The following is a 19,095-nucleotide window of genomic DNA, read 5'->3' on the forward strand; positions in this document are numbered from 1 at the left end:
CGGTATGAAAAAAGCCCTTTTAATTTTCTGGCTTAGCTTTATTTGCTTGCCTCTATTTGCGCAGTTACAAACCCCCGATGCTTTTTTGGGCTATGAACTGGGAACGCATTTCACCAGCCATCAAAAGGTGGTCGATTATTTCAAGGACGTTGCCGCCAAGTCAGCTAAGGTAAAGCTACAGTCGTACGGAAAAACCTACGAAGGCAGAGAACTGCTTTTGGCCGTAGTTTCCGATGCCAACAACATGGACAAACTGGAACAGGTTAAAGCCAACAACCAGGCCGTTTCCAATGGAGATAAACGCATTGACCTTAATAAACAGCCCGTAATTGTATGGCTTAGCTATAATGTGCACGGCAACGAGGCCAACTCTACCGAAACCGCCATGAAAGTATTATATACCCTGGTGGCGGCAAAGGACGATAAGGTAAAGGCCTGGTTAAAAAATACGGTGGTCATTATCGATCCGTGCCTAAACCCCGATGGGCGGGAGCGCTACGTGAGCTACTTTAACAGTGTGGTGGGCACTGAGCCCAACCCAGACCCCAGCGCACGCGAACATTATGAGCCTTGGCCAGGGGGCAGAACCAACCACTACTATTTTGATTTAAACAGAGACTGGGCCTGGCAAAGCCAGATAGAAAGTGAGCAGCGCCTAAAGCAGTACCATCAATGGTTGCCACAAATCCATGTCGATTTTCATGAACAGGGCTACAACGAACCCTATTACTTTGCACCTGCGGCCGAGCCCATCCACCAGGCGGTAACCCCCTGGCAACGTCAATTTCAGGTAATAGTAGGACGTAACAATGCCAAATACTTTGATGAAAATGGTTGGCAATATTTTACCAAGGAAAGATTCGACCTGCTTTATCCATCATACGGCGATACCTATCCCTTGTACAATGGCGCCATTGGCATGACCTATGAGCAGGGCGGCATCAGGGCAGGCCTGGCCGTAATTACCGCAGATGGAGATACCCTGACCCTTAAAGATAGGATTGCCCATCATTTCACCACTTCTCTATCTACGATAGAAACTGCTTCGGCCCATGCCGAAAAATTATTGACGGAATTCAGAAAGTTTTTTGAGCAGAGCTTAGTGCCAACTTTGCCATATAAAACCTACGTGGTAAAGGGTCAAAATATCTCGAGGTTACGCAAATTGGCTGATTTGCTTGCCAAAAACAAAATTGCGTTTGCCTTTGGTGCCGACAAGACCCTGAACGGCTATAGCTATGAAACGCAAAAGCCCGAAACTTTTAAGGTAGAGCGTAATGACATGATCATCAATGTGGCACAAAAACAGGGGGTACTGGCCAATATCCTCTTTGAGCCGCATACCGCAGTGAGCGATTCGAACACCTATGATATTACCGCTTGGGCCCTGCCTTATGCCTATGGCTTAAAAGCCTATGCCGTGAAAGAGAGCCTGTCGGGAACCTTTTCTTTCATAGAAGATCCGAAAAAACCGGGAAGCAGTATGGCCAAGCCCTATGCCTGGGTACTGTCGTGGAACGGCATTGAAGACGTAAAAGTGCTGATGGCTTTGCAGGAACAGGGAATTAAAGTTCGCATGGCCGAAGAGGGCTTTACCATTGGCGGAGTAGCCTATAAGGCAGGTACCTTATTAATATATAGGGCCGAAAATGAAAAGAAGCAGCCCAACAGCCAAACCATTGTGGAGAAAACCCTCGTGCAGATGAATGCTGAGGTAAAAGTACTGGCCTCGGGTTTTGTAGAGAAGGGGAAAGATTTTGGATCGTCTGTTTATCCGCTGTTGGCCATGCCAAAGATAGCGGTGTTGGCGGGTCAGGAGGTATCTTCGCAGTCGGTTGGCGAGATTTGGCACCTCTTTGAGCAGCAATTGAATATGCCCATCTCTATCCTGAACGTTTCTTCGGCGGCCAACCTGGATATCAACAAGGTAAACACCCTCATTGTTGCGGATGGTTACTACAGCGACAAGCTTGCCGATCAATTGGCTCCCTGGGTAAGCGCCGGAGGTAAGCTGATCTTGATGGAAGACGCCATTGCTGCATTTGTGGGCAAAAAGCCTTTCCAGATCAAAAGAAAAGAAGAAAAACCGAACGAGGCCAAAGGAAATAGCGTAATTTACGGAAACCGTGGCCACGACGATTTTAGCAATAGCATTCCAGGCGCAATTTATAACCTATACCTTGATACCACACATCCCCTATCTTTTGGTGCTGCTAAAAATTACTACAGCTTAAAAACAGATGCCAACGTTTACCAGCCTTTGGAAAACGGTTATAACATCGGCGTTTTAAAGGCCGATAGCTACATGGCAGGGGTGGTAGGAGCAAAAGTAAAGGATAAACTCTCGTCGGGCATGCTGCTCGCTTCAGAAAACATCGGAAAAGGCACGGTAGTTTACATTGCCGCACCCGTTTTGTTCAGGTCTTTTTGGGAATCCGGCAAACAGATATTCTTGAATAGTGTGTTTTTAGGGATTTAGGGCTTTTTGCTGGTTTCCCAACCAATAAAAGGAATCGTAACGATACAAATGATCTTTTGGTAAGCGGTTAAAGGAGTAACTGCATAGAACGGCGCCTGGACAAGAAAGGATGTAGCCTAAATTTTACAAAAAGAAAAGCCGCTAAAGGCGGTTTTGCCCCAAAGGCTTTTAGATTATGGCTTACAGCCATTGTCATTAATCCGTATATTAAACATTAACTCAATGTTTTAACAAAACGATGTTGAAAAAGGCCGTTTTGTTAAAAAATGTTAAATAAAATTTGTGTTACGTCATTAATGTCTCTATATTTAGCTCCTAATTAATTATTAACTAACCTAAATTTTTAAAAAGTTTATGAAAAAACTTCTACAAAGTTTGTTCATTTTGCTTTTTGTTGCCTCTACGGCAATGGCGCAAAATAGAACAATCACTGGTACGGTTACTTCTAAGGAAGATGGCTTGCCGTTACCAGGAGTGAGTGTAAAAGTAAAGGGCTCTAGTACAGGAGTATCAACTGGAGCAAATGGTAGGTTTTCTATCGTAGTAGGTGCTAACGTTTCGGCGTTAGAAATTACTTCTATAGGCTATGTTACTCAAACAGTCAACCTAGGATCCAGCAACACGGTTAATGTTTCTTTGGAGACAGATTCCAAAGGCCTAAGCGAGGTTGTTGTAACTGGTTACGGAACCCAAAAGAAAACCCAATTAACAGGTTCTGTATCTATTGTTAGTGGAAAAGACATCGAAAATCTTCCTGTGCAAACTTTTGACAAGGCATTGCAAGGTAGGGCTGCGGGTGTTCAGGTAACTACTAACAGTGGTCAGCCAGGTTCTGGTATCACTGTTAACATCAGGGGCCTTAGCACAATCAACGGTGCAACTCAACCATTATACATTGTTGATGGTGTTCAAGTTTCTGCCGGTGGTGTATCTACACAAACCACTCAAAACGTTTTGGGAGCAATCAACCCTGCCGACATCGAATCGATCCAAATCTTAAAAGATGCTGCAACAGCTTCTATTTATGGTTCTCAAGCGGCAAACGGTGTTGTAATTGTAACAACTAAAAGAGGTAGAGCTGGTAAAACCCAAATTACAGCAGCTGTTCAGCAAGGTGTAAACGAGCAGTTGAGACCTTACGACATGTTGACTGGTCCAGAGTGGTATAACCTAAGGTTAGATGCTATTAAAAACTGGGCAGCAAGAACTGGTTATCCGTATGCGGATGCATTGGAAGAATGGAACGAAACCATTTTTGGTGCTGGTGTAACTACTGCTCCGGCTGTTATTCCATCTTACGACTGGTATAACGAAATCTTTAGAGTTGGAAGAACTGGTCAGTATGACCTATCTGCAAGAGGTGGTAACGAAAAAACCAAATTCTTTATCTCTGCGGGTTATAATGATATCAAAGGTGCCGTTATGGCTTCAAGCTACAACAGAGGAAACTTACGTGCCAACTTAGATCATCAGATCAGTGATAAAGTTTCTTTCGAAACATCAATCACCTTGGCGGCAACACAATCTGTTGGACATGGTACAAATAGAGGTTTTTACACCAATACTCCTTTTACCGGAGCATTGTTTACGCCTCCTACAAACGCGATCTACAACCCTGATGGTACTTATAACAATAACCTTTATGGTGCTTATGGTTATAACGTAGTTCAAGGTATCAACGAAGAGCAACGTAAAACCACTTCGGTACAAACTATCAGTAACGTGGCTTTAAACTATCAGGTGCTTCCTGAGTTGAAACTTAGAGCTTATGCTGGTGTGGATTTTGCTGACGCAAAAAACTATAACTACAGACCATCTACACTTCCGGCATATGCTCCAACAGGTGGTACTGGTAATGAAAACTTTATCAGAAACGTAAACTATAATACCAGCGTTACTGCTAATTATAACAAAACGTTTAATAACGATCATAACTTTAGCGCTTTAGCTGGTTTCGAATATCGTAGCGCTTCTCAAACACAATTATCAGTTGGTGTTCAGGGTTTCCCTAGCCCATTGTTAACTTTGTTGGGCTCGGCGTCAACTAACACTTCATATGGTTCTACATTTACTGGGTACAAAATTGCCAGTTTAATCGGAAACATTAACTACGACTATAAAGGAAAGTATTTGTTAACGGGTAACCTACGTTACGATGGTTCTTCTCGTTTCGGTGCTGACCAAAAATTCGGTTTGTTTGGTGGTGTGTCTGCAGGTTGGAGAATCTCTGGAGAGGATTTCATGAAATCGGTTTCTTTTGTTAACGACTTGAAATTAAGAGCTAGTTACGGTGTTACCGGTGTACAACCAACAGCAGACTTTGGTGCATTAACCTTATTTACTTCGGGTGGTGCAGCTGGTGCTTACAATGGCGGCGGTAGTTTAAGACCTAGCCAGTTAGGTAATGCGGCCCTTTCTTGGGAGGCCTCTAAACAATTGGGAGCTGGTTTAGACTTCTCTTTGTTTGGTGGCAGATTATCTGGTGCGTTTGACGTGTTTAAAAAGAACAACACTAAATTGTTGCTAAGCAGAACACTTCCTGCCAACTCTGGTTTCACAGGTATCACTGAAAATGCTGGTGAGGTTGAATCAAAAGGTATCGAAACAGAATTAACCTCTGTAAACATCAACACTAAATCTGGTTTTAAATGGTCAACTTCATTCAATATCGCTTTTGTAAAAAACAAATTGCTTTCTTTGAATGCCGGCGCAACCAGAATTGGAAACAGCTATATCGTTGGAGAGCCTTTAAACGTACTATGGACTTACCGCTATGCGGGTGTTAACCCTGCCGATGGTAGAGCGATGTACTACGATAAAAACAACAATATCACTTATCAGCCCGTAACAGCGGATCAAACCAAGATTGGCGACTCTAACCCTAACTTTTACGGAGGTTTTATCAATACTTTCTCTTACAAAGGTTTAACCTTGGACGTGATGTTCCAATACCAATATGGAAACCACGCTTATATCCAAACACAACAAGTTGTTGAAGCTGCTGGTAGTGGTTATGATAACCAGGTTAGAAGATCACTTACAGACAGATGGACTACACCTGGACAAATTACCGATATTCCGCGTTCATATGATACTTATATCGAACCAGGAAGCTCTAGCTCTGATATCATGTCTTCAAGATTTATTCAAAAAGCATCATACATCAGATTAAAGCAAGTAACGCTTAATTATAAACTGCCAACTAAATTTACTAGCAAAATTGGTATCCCTAGCATAAGTGTATTTGCACAAGGTGTAAACTTGTTGACCTTTACCAATTACAGAGGTGAAGATCCAGAGAACGTAGGAGCAAATAACTTAAATGGTTATCCTAACTCTAGAACAATCACCGGAGGTTTAACAGTTCAATTTTAATTGTTTATAAAATGAAAAAGAAATTTTTAATATATGGATTGCTTGTAGGAAGTTTGTTTGCTTCCTGCGAGAAGATGGTAGAAATAGAGCCGAAAAACCAAATTTCTCCGAACGTAGTATTTACAGACCTCAACGGTTTCCAAGCGGTTCTGAATTCTGCATACCAAAGGCTTATAGGCTTTGATTACTACGGAAGAGATTTCCAATTGATGGGAGATGCTTTGGGAGATAATATCTACACCGCGGTAAACTTATCAGGAGGAAGATATAACTCTGTTAACATCAATGCGCCAGGCGCACATTACAACATCTGGGGAACCGCTTACCTGATCATCAATGAAGTAAACCTAATTTTGGATAAAATTGATGCCTTGAGCGTTCCAGCAAGTAAAACGGCTGATAAAGCCAGGGTTAAAGCACAAGCGTTAGCTTTAAGAGCATTGGTTTATTTTGATTTGGCTAGGGTGTACGGTTACGAGCCAAGTACAATCCCTACCACTGGCCCTGGAGCTAACTTTAATAAAAGTGTAGTACTAAGGTTAAAAGGTACAGATGATGTTACTAAGGCAACACCTATGGTGAGAGCAACAGTGCAAGAAGTGTACAAATCAATTATGGATGATTTAACGGCATCTATTAATATCTTCAATACACTAACTGTTTCTACAACGGCTAGTTCAGCTTATACTTTAAATAAAGCTGCTGCTTATGCATTGAGAGGTAAAGTTCAATTGTACGAACGCAAATACCTAGAGGCGATAGCTGACTTTGACGTTGCGATGACTCCGGCAAATACCCAAGCTAGATTAGCAACCAATTATGTGGGCGCTTTTGCTGCTGCTACAAATACCGAGTCGTTATTTGAATTGGTAATTACTCCTGCAACACAAATGGCCAACGTAACAGGTCCTAACAGTTCTTTGTATAGCTATACACACCCAACCAATGCAGGACCTACTCCAATGTCAACTTACGGCGGACAAACTGTTTCTGATGAATTATTTGCATTATTTGAAACTACAGATCAGAGATATGCAATGTTCTTTAAACAAGGAAGTCCAATTAGAACTTGGAGCCACAAGTATTCAGGAGCCAGAGCTGTTTATACGGACAACATTCCTGTAATTAGATATGCTGATGTACTATTGATGAAAGCTGAGGCGCAAGCTGGATTGACCCAATACTTAGATGCTTCTAACACGGTAAAAACCTTGAGAACTGCTAGAAGTGCTTCTACGACAGGTGTTCCTACCGATGCGACTATTGTTTCATATATTCAGGATGAAAGAAGAAGGGAGCTGTTTTTCGAAGGACACAGATGGTTTGATTTGAAACGTTTGGGTAACGGAATTACGAAACCAGCGGCTATTGCTGGCGGTACAATTCCTACAAATGACCATAGGCTTTTAGCTCCTTTGCCAACAACAGAGGTACAATTATTCCCAGCATTACCTCAAAACCCTAATTATTAATTTTTAACTTTGAAATAATGAAAAAAGCTATTATAAAGTTGTTCTTCTTGGGAGGTGTTGCCATTTCTATGCTAGGCTGTTTTCCAGAGGACAAAAATACATACGACGGCCCAACCGTAGTTGAGTTTAAGAACCATCTTTTTGGAAAATTAGGGGGATCTTTACCTGCTGGTGTATTGTCTTCTCCCGCACCTACGGTGTTAGGAAGAAACATCTCTGTGGCACAACGGGGAACAGATACCATCTATGTACAGTTAGTGGGCCCTCAGTCAAGCTCAGCAACTGAAGTAAACTATACCGTAGCAACAACTAATACTGCTGTTGAAGGTACTAACTATAACTTCAGACCAGTTGGGGCTAGAAAAATGACTATCCCAGCAAATTCTTCTGTTGGATACCTTTTGGTAGATGTAATTCCAGGAAGTGTTCCAACGAGTACTACAAGATCATTGGCTGTTACCTTAGTAGGTAATGGTACGGTTAAAGCAAGTGAAAATTATAAAACATTTACACTTACATTAAGACCATAGTGAATTGGAATTAACCAAAAAAGCTGAGGCTCGAAAGAGCCTTGGCTTTTTTATTAAATTGTTTTAAGGAAATGAAAAAGTTAATTGTTGTTTTTTTGACGTTGCTTGTAAGCTTGACCAAAGCCCAAAGCCAGGGGGCGGTTGCATCGTATGATAATGGTATACCCGTTAGGCTTACAAGTTATACGGATGTTAAAGGATCTGTTTATTTGCTAGATGATTGGAGTATGGGAATTGTTAAATCTACAGATGGGAAAGTATCCAAAGACTATAAGCTTAAATATAATTTGGTAGAGGACCAACTGTTATTTTTGGGTAAGGATGGAGAAACACCAATGAAGTTTAGCAGTGCGATAAAGGAATTTCAGATAGCTGAAAAAGGCTTATATAGAAATGGTTATCCTGCATTGAAAAAAAATACTCAACTTAATTACTACGAGGTTTTGGCCGATGGAAAAGTACAGCTGCTGAAAAGAAACAATAAAACAATAACTGAATATAGAGAGTATAACTCGGCCACGACCACGAGAAAAATTGCAGATAATTTTGAATATTACTTTTATAATGGCGAAACCATTGTGCCGGTAGCTAAGGATCAGAGTGTCTTAGAAACAATCTTTAAGGACAAAGCAAGCGCTGTTCAAAGTAAGATTAAAGAGCGTAAGCTAAACTTAAAAAAGGAAGCAGATTTGAAAGAAATTGTGGAGTTTTATAATCAACTATAATATTTCGACCTTAAGATTTTTATTGCTATCTCATTAACCCCGTGATGGCAAGTGTGCCCAAGTTTTTTGTATAATTGGCGCATTAAACTAAAAGACAATTGCCCCTGTTAAAATGAACAGGGGCAATTGTCTTTTTTTGTTATCGTTACATCCCGCCAATTTCACCCCATTCCTTAAATCCCCGTATCGCTACAATATTTTATCGCCGAAATGTTAATCAGATAATCTACCTTTTTTCTGCATTTTTTGCTTGAATAAGCGTTTTTCGAGATTTACGGCCGAAATTAAATAATTTATATTTCAAAGTTTGTATCGAAAAAGTTGTAAAAGAATTTGCTATGTAAGCATAATGTAACTATATTGTTATATAATTAACTATTAACTAACCTAAATTCTTAAAAGTTTATGAAAAAACTTGTACAAAGTTTGTTCATTTTGCTGTTTACGGCTGTATCGGCTATTGCACAAAATCGGACAATCACGGGAACGGTTACGTCTAAAGAAGACGGGCTTCCAATTCCTGGTGTAAGTGTGAAAGTAAGGGGTACAAATATCGGCGCTTCAACCGGGGCCAACGGTAAGTTTACCCTTTCTGTTCCGCCTAGCGCCACAGCTCTTGAGATCAGTTCAATTGGTTTTGCTCCTCAAGTGGTATCACTGGGTTCCGGCAACGTGTTTAATGTCACACTGGAAACCGACTCGAAATCGCTATCAGAAGTGGTTGTTACTGCTTTGGGCCAAAAGAGAGAGACCAAATCATTGGGTTATGCTACTACAACGGTTAACAGTGAAGAACTTACCGCAGGTAGATCAACCAACGTGGTAAACGCTCTGGCGGGTAAAGTTGCGGGGGTTAAAATCCTTTCGTCTGGCGGTGCCACCGGTTCTTCAGCAAATATCAATATTCGCCAGGCTACTACCTTTACGGGGTCTAACCAGCCACTTTGGGTAGTAGATGGTATTCCTATCGATAATAGCGGTGGTGGACAGGCTGTAAATACAGGAAGTACCAACTCTAATAGAGGTATCGACTTAAACCAAGACGACATCGAATCCATTACCATTCTGAAGGGGCCTGCCGCTGCGGTGCTGTACGGCTCAAGAGCGGTTGCCGGTGCCGTAATCGTAACTACCAAAAAGGGGGCTAAAAATCAATCTGGAAAAGTGGAAATCAGTACAAACTATAACAGTTTTGAAGTTAACAGATTACCTGAGTATCAAAATAATTATTCTCAGGGCGTAAATGGCCTTTACGATCCTTTTTCGCAAATGTCATGGGGAACAAAAGTAACGGGACAAACCGTGACCAACTACCTAGGCAACCAAGAAACACTTACTGCATACGAAGATAACGTTAGGGATATTTTTAAAAGAGGATATAGCCTTCAAAACAACGTTAACTTCTCGGGCGGTACCGATAAAACCACTTATTACCTAAACTATGGAAACTTTAAGGAGGACGGTTATATCACCAATAATAGGTTAACCAAAAATAACCTGACCTTTAATGCAAGCACCGAGCTAAATAAAAAGCTGACCATATCGGCTTCAGTGCAGTATGTAAATAACAGTTCAGTGGGAACTCCCGTAGGCAATGCCAGGTCAAATCCTTTGTTTGATGGCATGACTTTGCCCAGAACCTACAATTTGGCAAACTACCCATTTGAAACACCGGCCGGACTTAACAATATACCAACCAGTCGTGTTTATAACCCAGCTTATACCTATTATAATATTTTAGGTACCGATAACCCGTTGTGGTCAATCAAATACGTTTTGTTTAAACAAAAAATTGACCGTGTAATTGGTAATGCCGGATTAGATTACAAGATTTTGGATTGGTTAAGTGTCAATTACAAAATAGGTATCGACCAATACACCAATGTGTCAAAAACGATTAATGAAAAAACGGCCAACAATAACCAATCGGCCAGTAGGGTGGGATCAATTATTGACAATACCACCAATAGGCGTGAGGTAAGTTCTTACTTCAATTTAGTGGCAAACAGAAAAATATCAGAAGATTTTGGAATTAGGTTCCTTCTTGGAAATGAGATTAACTATAGAAAAGTAGACCAACTTCAAGTTACGGGGAACGGAATTCAAGCGGCCCATAACTACAATATCTCAAACACCTTAACTTATGTTCCTGCGCAGGCTATAACCGAGCAAAGTTTGGTTGGTGTTTATGCTGATATCAGTTTAGACTATAAATCGTATGCGTATTTATCTTTTACTGGTCGTAGAGATGTTTCTTCTACCTTCGCTCCAGGCAAAAGAGATTATTTCTATCCTAAAGTAGATGCAAGTTTTATTGCTACGGAAGCTTTTCCTGAATTGAAAAATGGAAATATCCTTTCTTATTTAAAAATCAGGGCAAACTACGCAAAAGTAGGACGTGAGGCACCAGTTTATAGTACGGGAACTTATTTTGGTACGGCAGGCCCTTCAGATGGATTTGGACCAAACCTGATTTTCCCATTTAATGGTGTAAACGGACAAACTTTTGGCGATGCCGCAGGTAACATCAATATTAAGCCTGAGTTCACAGCTACCAAAGAAATTGGTGCAGAGGCTAGGTTTTTAAAGGACAGGTTAACTTTGGATTTCGCGTATTACCGCACAAAGAGTACCGATATTATTTTCTCGGTGCCCGCGGCCCCTTCTTCGGGATATACAAGTACTTTGTTAAATGCAGGTACCTTGAAAACGAATGGCATAGAGTTAATGGTTAGCGGTATCCCAGTTAAAACCAGAGACTTTACCTGGGACCTGTCTGTGAATTTCTCCCGAGGAAGAAGTGAAGTTGTGGAGCTTGCGCCAGGTGTGCCATTTATTGGTAATGGAGGCTTTACAAACCCTCAGGGACGTGTCGTTACAGGATACCAGTATGGAACCTTGTTTGGACAGGTGTTTAAAAAAATAAATGGAAAAGATGTGGTTGATGCCAATGGTAGGTTAAGCAGTGGACAAATCAACACGGCAGAACTTAAGGTTATCGGCGATCCGAATCCGAAGTGGCTTGCAGGTGTTAATACAAGTTTCTCATACAAAACATTAACCCTAAGCTTGTTCGCCGACATTCGCTACGGTGGAGATATCTACTCTAGAACCATTACCGATTTGAGGAGATACGGAACCGTAGTGGAAACAGGCAACAGGGACAGATTATACATGCACAATGCCGTTTATGCCGATGGATCTCCTAATAACACCTTAATTACCGCTGAACAGTTTTATAGCGACTTGTATAGCGCTTCGGCCCAAGAATATGCCGTTTTTGATGGTTCCTGGATTAGATTAAGAGAAGCTTCATTGTCCTACCGTATTCCCGGAAAGGTGCTACAAGGCCTAAAATTTGTAAAAGGAATTAGTGTAGGTTTAACAGGAAGAAATCTGTTGCTGTATGCACCTAATTTCCCGCACATTGATCCAGAGAACAACTTGTTGGGCGTAAGCAACGGACAAGGTATTGAATACAATGGACAGCCCCAAACTAGGTCGTATGGTGGGTTTATAAAGGTATCGTTTTAGAAATAGGAGAATTAATTATGAGAATCAATATAAAAAAGACAACTTTCCTATGGGTGATCACGGCTACAATAGGATTAAGTTCATGCAAAAAATTTGTGGATATTAACGATGATCCAACACGACTGAAAGATCCTGACGCTAGTTTGATATTACCTGCGGCACAAGGAAGGATTGGTTTCACGATGGGTTCAGATATTCATCGTTTTACATCTCTGTGGGTTCAGCAGTTTGCGGCACAGGGAGGAGGATCGGCCCAGCCAACCCAATATGATAAGTATGCTGTTGGCGAAGGCGATATCAATAACACCTGGGCGGCTACATTTGCGGGTACATTGTCTGATTTGCAGAAAGTTATCCAAAAAACAGAGGCTACCAGCCCTAAGTATTCTGGCGTAGCAAAGCTATTAAGGGCTTATGTTTACCAAACCCATGTAGATGCCTACGGCGACCTGCCTTTTTCGGAAGCAAATGGTTTTGAAGCAGGCTTGAAGCCTAAGTATGACAGCTCTTCCAGTATCTACGATGCCTTAATTGGTTTAATTGATGCAGGTATTGCAGACATCAGGAAAGCATCGGCCCTGTCCCCAACCACAGATGATTTGTTTTATGGGGGAGATATGGATAAATGGGAGCGATTTGGCAATGCACTAAAATTGCGCATATACATTCACTACTTTTCGGTAAATGGAACCGCTGCTGATGCCACAAAAGCAAAAAATGGAATTGTAGCGGTTTTGGCCACCAATAAATTGTTCAGGAATAATGCCGATAATTTCCAGATGAGGTTTTTAACGTCGGCAAACCAAACCAATCCCATCCACCAATTTGAAGGCTCAAGGCCCAATCAGTTTTTTCCAAGTAAAACATTGGTTGATTTGATGAATGCGAAAAACGATGCCAGGAGAAATTCCTTCCTAACCCTTTTCTCGGGCTCATACGTAGGCGCAACCAATGGCATGGGTGACGTGGTGATTAGCACCAGTTTCTCTAGGATGAGTACCTATCTAAGAGGTAAATTGAGTGCCGGCGTTTATGGAGGTGAAGCGCCAATCAGGATGCTTACGTTTGCAGAGCAAAACCAGATTTTAGCAGAATATTATGCCAGATCCAATGGTGGCGCCGATTTGCTGACAGCCGACACCTATTATAAAGCGGGCATAACGGCATCATTTGGCGCTGCTACCGAATTTTCAGATGGTACCGAAGCCGCTGCAGTTAACGCTGGCCTAGCCACTTATTTGGCTTCAACAAATGGGACCATTGCTGTAGGTAATGCCATCCAGAAAATTATCGAAGAGAAATTTGTGGCGAATTTTGGGGTTGCCATAGAGCCTTGGACAGACTGGAGAAGAACCGGTTTCCCTGTTCTGGCACCTGTTTCCCCTGCTACAGCAATTCCTCGTATATTGCCGTACTCATTTAATGAAAGAAGTTACAACCCGAATACCCCTGCCAGACCTTCGGTATTTACGAAAACTGTGTTCTGGGATAAATAATTAATAATATGAAAAGAATCACCATGATATTGTTTGCATCAATTTTAAGCTTAGTTGCATGCAAAAAAGACCCAAAACAACCTGAAACACTGGATGTGCCAGCTACCGTTGTATTTGACGGCGACTATAGCAAAACAATGGGCACCTACTCTAGTTATGCTACGGGCTCTACAACCAAAGGGACTGGAACGGTAAGCATTGCCATTACCTATACCGGTGATGTAAAAACATTGTCGTTTACTACCCCAACAGGAAATGTTACCAACAATTTAGGCACAGTTACCGTAAGTGGAGGAACCTACACTTTCAGTAAACTTGTGAAAGATTTGAGGGGGGCTGCCGATGCGCCGCTGCCTACTTCGGGTACCAGTGGCTCGGTTATTCTCACCGTTACCGCTACCTTAGGAAACGGGTCGGTTGTCAAAAGGTTTTATACCATTACCATCACTGGTTAAAAAGAAAAAAGGTTGAAGTGTTAAGCTTCAACCTTTTTCTTTTAACAAATGATCTATTCCTACTTCTTATCCACGCTATACTTTCCAGGACCAATAAAAATCAAACTGAAAAAAACGATGCCCAACTCAATGGCATGAGAAGCCCCCATAATACCTTCTCCTTTATTTAGGTGTACAAGCGCTGCAATAATCATGGTAAAGGTTAATAGCATGTTTACAGGGCGGTAAAAAAGGCCTAGTAGTAAAAGAAAACCACCCATCCCTTCTGATAGCGCCGCCATAAGCCCCCAAAACGCTGGGATAAAATTAATGCCAATCACTTTCATGCTGCTGCCAATGCCCGCCCATTGATCTGGTCCGCCCATGATTTTAGGCAACCCGTGGAACATCATCATCACCCCTAAGCCAACTCTTAAGATTAATAAACCCGTATTGCGGTATTTTCCTAGATTATCAAATATTGCCATACTATAGATACTTAAATTGAATATTGCAGTTTTTTACCGATAAAGATACAGATTTGCCCAATACCATGGCCCGGTTGTCGGCAATGTGGCCTGTAGGAAAGTTAAAGCAAACAGGAAAGTCGTATTCCTTCACCAGTTCCCAAATCACTTCTTCGGGCGTTTGTCCAAAAAAAATACTCTCTTTGTCAATTTCATTGAAAGCCCCCACAATAAGTCCCTTTAGGTTGGCCAATTTGCCCTTTCTTTTCAAGGTGCGCATCATTCGGTCTATCGAGTATTCGTGTTCACCCACATCTTCCAAAAACAATATTTTGCCCTCATAATCCATTTCCGATACTGATCCTTCAACGGCAAGGAGCAATGTAAGATTCCCGCCAATCAATTCGCCCTCAATCTGGCCATCTCTGCCTTTTATCTCACTTTGATAAGCATAAGTGTTGTGCTCCCCAAACAAAGCTTTCCTAAGGCTTTCTAAAGCTTCAGGCGTGCTCTCTTCAAAAGTATAAGGCATTTGTCCGTGGATACTTTGTGTATTCAGCTTTGCTAAAGCATGCGAAAGCAAGATGGTGATGTCACTAAAGCCCACCAACCATTTAGGATTTTCATTAAAAGCGGTAAAATCTAGTTCATCAATAATACGAATGGTGCCGTAGCCGCCCCTACCGGCAATAATGGCTTTGATGGATTCGTCATCTAAAAATTGCTGGATGTCTTGCGCCCTGAGTTCATCGGTTCCGGAAAACTGGTGGTGCGAAGCGGTAACGGTTTTGCCGAGCACTACTTCGAGGCCCCAACTTTGCAAAATCTCAATGCCCTGATCAATAGGCTTTGGAAGCTTCTTCGCTGGGCAAACAATTGCGATTTTATCTCCTTTTTTTAAATACGGTGGCTGCTTAATCATTTTGAAAACAATATCTTTGCCAAGATAAATAAATAAATAGTTTTGGATAACAGTAAATTTAAAAGATATACCGTAACGGCAGCCTTGCCTTACACCAATGGTCCGGTGCATATTGGTCATTTAGCGGGTGTTTATTTACCTGCCGATACCTATGTGCGTTACCTGAGATCGAACAAAAGGGATGTAAAATTCATTTGCGGATCTGATGAAAATGGCGTTCCTATCACTTTAAAAGCAAAGAAAGAAGGGATTACGCCGCAGCAGGTAGTGGACAAGTACCATAAAATCATTGGCGATTCTTTTAAGGATTTCGGGATATCCTTCGATATTTATCACCGTACCTCGTCATTAACCCATCACCAAACGGCCGAAGATTTCTTTGAGAAGTTGTACAACGACGGTGTGTTTACCGAGGAGGTGACCGAGCAATATTATGACGAAAAGGCGCAAACCTTTTTAGCCGACAGATATATTACCGGTACTTGCCCAAAATGCGGCAATGAAAACGCCTATGGCGACCAATGTGAAAGCTGTGGCAGCACTTTAAACGCCACCGATCTGATCAATCCAAAATCGACCTTGTCCGGAGAGCCACCGGTAATGAAGGAAACCAAGAACTGGTTTTTGCCATTGGATAAATATGAGGAGCGTTTAAGAACCTATATCGAAAGTCATAAAGAATGGCGGCCAAATGTGTATGGCCAATGTCAAAGCTGGTTAAATGCCGGGTTGCAACCACGAGCCATGACCAGAGATTTGGACTGGGGGGTAAAGGTTCCGGTAAAAGGTGCCGATGGTAAAGTACTTTATGTATGGTTTGATGCGCCTATTGGCTATATATCGGCCACCAAGGAATTGGCTAATTACGCCAAATTAGGTATTTGGAACCCTAAGGCAGAGGAATACTATATCGATCAGAATAAGGTAGAAAATTTCGAATACGAAAAATACTGGAAGGATCAAGATGCCAAATTGGTGCATTTTATAGGAAAGGACAACATTGTTTTCCACTGTATTATTTTCCCTGCCATGTTAATGGCGCATGGCGATTATATTTTGGCTGATCATGTCCCCGCCAACGAGTTCTTGAATTTGGAAGGCCAAAAAATATCCACTTCTAAAAACTGGGCCGTTTGGTTGAACGAGTATTTAGAGGAGTTTAAGGATAAGCAGGATATCTTACGTTATGTGTTAACTGCTACTGCGCCTGAAACCAAGGACAACGATTTTACGTGGAAAGATTTTCAGGCCAGGAACAATAACGAGTTGGTGGCTATTTTGGGCAACTTCGTGAACCGAGTAACCGTACTTACCCATAAATATTTTGGAGGTAAGGTGCCAACTTGCATGGAGCTTACCGATATTGACTATGCGGTGATAGAAGAACTGAAAGCCTATCCGGCAAAAATCAGTGCCTCTATTGAAAGCTACCGTTTCAGGGAGGCTTTATCAGAAGTGATGAACGTTGCCCGATTGGGGAATAAATACTTGGCAGATACCGAACCTTGGAAGTTGATTAAAACCGACGAAGATCGTGTACGAACTATCCTGAACATCGCTTTGCAAATTGCGGCCAACCTCGAAATCCTGATTGAGCCATTTTTGCCATTTACCGCAGATAAATTGCAGAAGATGTTGAATTATGGTGGCCATAGTTGGGAAGATGCTGGCTCTGTGAGCTTGCTAAAAAGGGGACATGAACTTAACGAGCCTATCTTATTGTTCAGCAAAATTGAAGATGCCGAGGTACAAGCGCAAATTGATAAACTGAACAATAGCAAAGCGCAAAACGAAGCGGCAAATGCTACCCTAGCTCCAGCAAAGGAAAACGTAACCTTCGAGCAGTTTGGAGCCATGGACATTCGTGTAGCCACCATTGTAGCGGCAGAGAAGGTAGAGAAAACCAAGAAACTGTTGAAACTAACTTTAGATACTGGTTTAGACCAACGTACGGTAGTTTCGGGCATTGCAGAGCATTACAACCCAACTGAAATTATTGGGCAACAGGTGAGCTTGTTGGCCAACCTGGCACCTAGGGAAATCAAAGGCATCGTATCACAAGGTATGATCTTAATGGCCGAAGATGCCCAAGGCAAATTAAGCTTTGTAAGCCCTACGCAAACCGTAAATAACGGCGGTACCGTTCGCTAGTTAGGCTCAAAAGCACTATATTGCAAGGATATGGAATTAAACAATCACTTGCGAAATTTCAGTCGTTTAAGCCTGTCTTTTTTTGAAAGGATAGGCTTATCGCCTAATGCGGCGGCCATTGTGAATACTTTGGTGCTACTATTGGTGGCGTTAGGTGTTACCTATGGAATTTATTATGTGGTGAGACGTATCCTGCGTTTAATCGTGATCCAGACCATCCGCAAAACCGATATTTCCTTCTTTAAATTCCTACTGGAAAACAAAGCCCCTCATTACCTATCCCTAATAGCGCCTTTGCTAGCCATTTACGTGGCTATTCCTGTGGTATTTCATGATTATCCGCAAATCAATAAACTGATATTGGGTTTTTGTGATATCTATTTGGTGCTGGTAATTGTGTGGGTACTTATGGCTTTCATTAAAGCCGGAGGCGATCTGTTAAAAGAGAAACCGGGCTTTAAAGGAAAACCCATTGATAGCTACCTGCAAGTGATCCGTATTTTATTGTATTTAATGGGCACTGTGGTCCTGTTCTCTAATTTAACGGGCAAATCACCTGTGGCATTTTTTACGGCAATGGGAGCCATCTCAGCAGTATTGTTGTTGATGTTTAAAGATACCATCATGGGGTTTGTGGCCAGCATACAAGTAACCACCAATGATATTGTACGCATTGGCGATTGGATTACCATGCCTAAGTATGGTGCCGATGGCGATATTCTGGAAATTAACCTCACCACGGTGAAGGTGCAGAACTTTGACAAAACCATAACAACTATCCCTACCTATTCGCTCATTTCCGATTCGTTCCAAAACTGGCGGGGCATGCGGCAATCGGGCGGGAGGCGCATTAAAAGGGCCATCAACATTAAACAGTCGAGCATACGTTTCATCAAAACGGAAGAATTGCCTCATTTTGAGCAGATCCAACTGCTTACATCTTATATCCAACATAGGCAACGGGATATTGAGAAGCATAACCAGCGTACCAATGCAGATAAAAGTCTGCTGATTAATGGCAGGAACTTAACCAATGCAGGGCTGTTCAGGAAATATATCGACAATTATATCTCCAACCACTCGGGCACCAATAAAAAGATGAACATTATGGTGCGGCAACTGGCCCCTACGCAGCATGGCTTGCCTATCGAAATTTATGTGTTTGCCAATACTATTATCTGGGCAGAATATGAGCACATTATGGCCGATATTTTTGATCATATCATCGCAGCGGCGCCATACTTTGGTCTACAAATTTACGAAATGGAAGGCTCGGGAGATCTTAAACATATCGAAATACAAAATCAAAGTATTTAAGCGTTGGATAATTTTATATATTTGCGCCTGTAACCCGGCCCTGTAGTTCAACGGATAGAATAGAAGTTTCCTAAACTTTAGATAGCAGTTCGATTCTGCTCGGGGCTACAAAAAAGTCATAAGTTCAACGTAATTTATGGCTTTTTTTGTTTTTGGGGCTAAGAATAGGGAGAATTGATAGGAGTTCTTATTT

12 protein-coding genes and 1 tRNA gene are annotated in these 19,095 nt (G+C 41.8%); 11 read left to right on the forward strand and 2 right to left on the reverse strand.

The genetic code is table 11. From position 1 onward, the window contains the following. Positions 1 to 4: 4 nt before the first annotated feature. The 8 genes from DUT71_RS02635 to DUT71_RS02670 all read left to right on the forward strand — a co-directional run bounded on the left by DUT71_RS02635 (position 5) and on the right by DUT71_RS02670 (position 14,066). A complete protein-coding gene (locus tag DUT71_RS02635; RefSeq protein WP_113661097.1) occupies positions 5 to 2,479 on the forward strand; it encodes a M14 family metallopeptidase in 2,475 nt (824 codons plus the stop codon). A 354-nt stretch (positions 2,480 to 2,833) separates the two neighbouring features. Further along, positions 2,834 to 5,854 carry a SusC/RagA family TonB-linked outer membrane protein gene (locus DUT71_RS02640; RefSeq protein WP_113660954.1) on the forward strand — a complete coding sequence of 1,007 codons (3,021 nt, stop codon included), beginning with the start codon at positions 2,834 to 2,836 and terminating at the stop codon, positions 5,852 to 5,854. Between the two features lie 11 nt (positions 5,855 to 5,865). Beyond that, entirely contained in the window at positions 5,866 to 7,326 is a 1,461-nt protein-coding gene (locus tag DUT71_RS02645; RefSeq protein ID WP_113660955.1) for a RagB/SusD family nutrient uptake outer membrane protein, read from the forward strand. Between the two features lie 17 nt (positions 7,327 to 7,343). Beyond that, positions 7,344 to 7,856: a hypothetical protein gene (locus DUT71_RS02650; RefSeq protein WP_113660956.1), complete on the forward strand. Its 513-nt coding sequence runs from the start codon at positions 7,344 to 7,346 to the stop codon at positions 7,854 to 7,856. Between the two features lie 71 nt (positions 7,857 to 7,927). Then, the gene (locus DUT71_RS02655) at positions 7,928 to 8,581 is read left to right on the forward strand and encodes a hypothetical protein (protein ID WP_113660957.1); all 654 of its coding nucleotides are present in this window, start codon (positions 7,928 to 7,930) and stop codon (positions 8,579 to 8,581) included. A gap of 405 nt (positions 8,582 to 8,986) precedes the next feature. Continuing rightward, the gene (locus DUT71_RS02660) at positions 8,987 to 12,115 is read left to right on the forward strand and encodes a SusC/RagA family TonB-linked outer membrane protein (protein WP_113660958.1); all 3,129 of its coding nucleotides are present in this window, start codon (positions 8,987 to 8,989) and stop codon (positions 12,113 to 12,115) included. A 17-nt stretch (positions 12,116 to 12,132) separates the two neighbouring features. Then, positions 12,133 to 13,611 carry a SusD/RagB family nutrient-binding outer membrane lipoprotein gene (locus DUT71_RS02665; protein WP_113660959.1) on the forward strand — a complete coding sequence of 493 codons (1,479 nt, stop codon included), beginning with the start codon at positions 12,133 to 12,135 and terminating at the stop codon, positions 13,609 to 13,611. A gap of 8 nt (positions 13,612 to 13,619) precedes the next feature. Continuing rightward, on the forward strand, positions 13,620 to 14,066 hold the full coding sequence (locus DUT71_RS02670; protein WP_113660960.1) for a hypothetical protein: 447 nt from the start codon (positions 13,620 to 13,622) through the stop codon (positions 14,064 to 14,066). A gap of 59 nt (positions 14,067 to 14,125) precedes the next feature. Here the strand turns inward: DUT71_RS02670 and DUT71_RS02675 are convergent, their stop codons facing one another. Continuing rightward, on the reverse strand, positions 14,126 to 14,533 hold the full coding sequence (locus DUT71_RS02675) for a DoxX family protein (protein ID WP_113660961.1): 408 nt from the start codon (positions 14,531 to 14,533) through the stop codon (positions 14,126 to 14,128). 1 nt (position 14,534) lies between these two features. After that, positions 14,535 to 15,434, reverse strand: coding sequence for a S66 peptidase family protein (locus tag DUT71_RS02680; protein WP_113660962.1), 900 nt, complete (start codon positions 15,432 to 15,434; stop codon positions 14,535 to 14,537). A 42-nt stretch (positions 15,435 to 15,476) separates the two neighbouring features. Here DUT71_RS02680 and metG point away from each other — a divergent pair, with 42 nt between their 5' ends. The 3 genes from metG (at position 15,477) to DUT71_RS02695 (ending at position 19,010) form a co-directional block, all read left to right on the forward strand. Then, complete coding sequence (gene metG / locus DUT71_RS02685) at positions 15,477 to 17,585, forward strand: methionine--tRNA ligase (protein ID WP_205313819.1); 2,109 nt, start codon at positions 15,477 to 15,479, stop codon at positions 17,583 to 17,585. Between the two features lie 30 nt (positions 17,586 to 17,615). Then, positions 17,616 to 18,902 carry a mechanosensitive ion channel family protein gene (locus tag DUT71_RS02690; protein WP_113660964.1) on the forward strand — a complete coding sequence of 429 codons (1,287 nt, stop codon included), beginning with the start codon at positions 17,616 to 17,618 and terminating at the stop codon, positions 18,900 to 18,902. A 36-nt stretch (positions 18,903 to 18,938) separates the two neighbouring features. Next, a tRNA-Arg gene (locus DUT71_RS02695) sits at positions 18,939 to 19,010 on the forward strand. The last annotated feature ends 85 nt before the right edge of the window (positions 19,011 to 19,095 follow it).

The organism is Pedobacter nanyangensis (assembly GCF_003313505.1).
GTDB lineage: Bacteria > Bacteroidota > Bacteroidia > Sphingobacteriales > Sphingobacteriaceae > Pedobacter > Pedobacter nanyangensis.

Bases quoted from the DNA above. Each gene is read 5' to 3' on its own strand.
- DUT71_RS02670 (WP_113660960.1), top strand. From the start codon at position 13,620: ATGAAAAGAATCACCATGATATTGTTTGCATCAATTTTAAGCTTAGTT.
- DUT71_RS02640 (WP_113660954.1), top strand. From the start codon at position 2,834: ATGAAAAAACTTCTACAAAGTTTGTTCATTTTGCTTTTTGTTGCCTCT.
- DUT71_RS02660 (WP_113660958.1), top strand. From the start codon at position 8,987: ATGAAAAAACTTGTACAAAGTTTGTTCATTTTGCTGTTTACGGCTGTA.
- DUT71_RS02665 (WP_113660959.1), top strand. From the start codon at position 12,133: ATGAGAATCAATATAAAAAAGACAACTTTCCTATGGGTGATCACGGCT.
- DUT71_RS02680 (WP_113660962.1), bottom strand. From the start codon at position 15,434: ATGATTAAGCAGCCACCGTATTTAAAAAAAGGAGATAAAATCGCAATT.
- DUT71_RS02635 (WP_113661097.1), top strand. From the start codon at position 5: ATGAAAAAAGCCCTTTTAATTTTCTGGCTTAGCTTTATTTGCTTGCCT.
- DUT71_RS02645 (WP_113660955.1), top strand. From the start codon at position 5,866: ATGAAAAAGAAATTTTTAATATATGGATTGCTTGTAGGAAGTTTGTTT.
- DUT71_RS02690 (WP_113660964.1), top strand. From the start codon at position 17,616: ATGGAATTAAACAATCACTTGCGAAATTTCAGTCGTTTAAGCCTGTCT.
- DUT71_RS02675 (WP_113660961.1), bottom strand. From the start codon at position 14,533: ATGGCAATATTTGATAATCTAGGAAAATACCGCAATACGGGTTTATTA.
- DUT71_RS02650 (WP_113660956.1), top strand. From the start codon at position 7,344: ATGAAAAAAGCTATTATAAAGTTGTTCTTCTTGGGAGGTGTTGCCATT.
- DUT71_RS02655 (WP_113660957.1), top strand. From the start codon at position 7,928: ATGAAAAAGTTAATTGTTGTTTTTTTGACGTTGCTTGTAAGCTTGACC.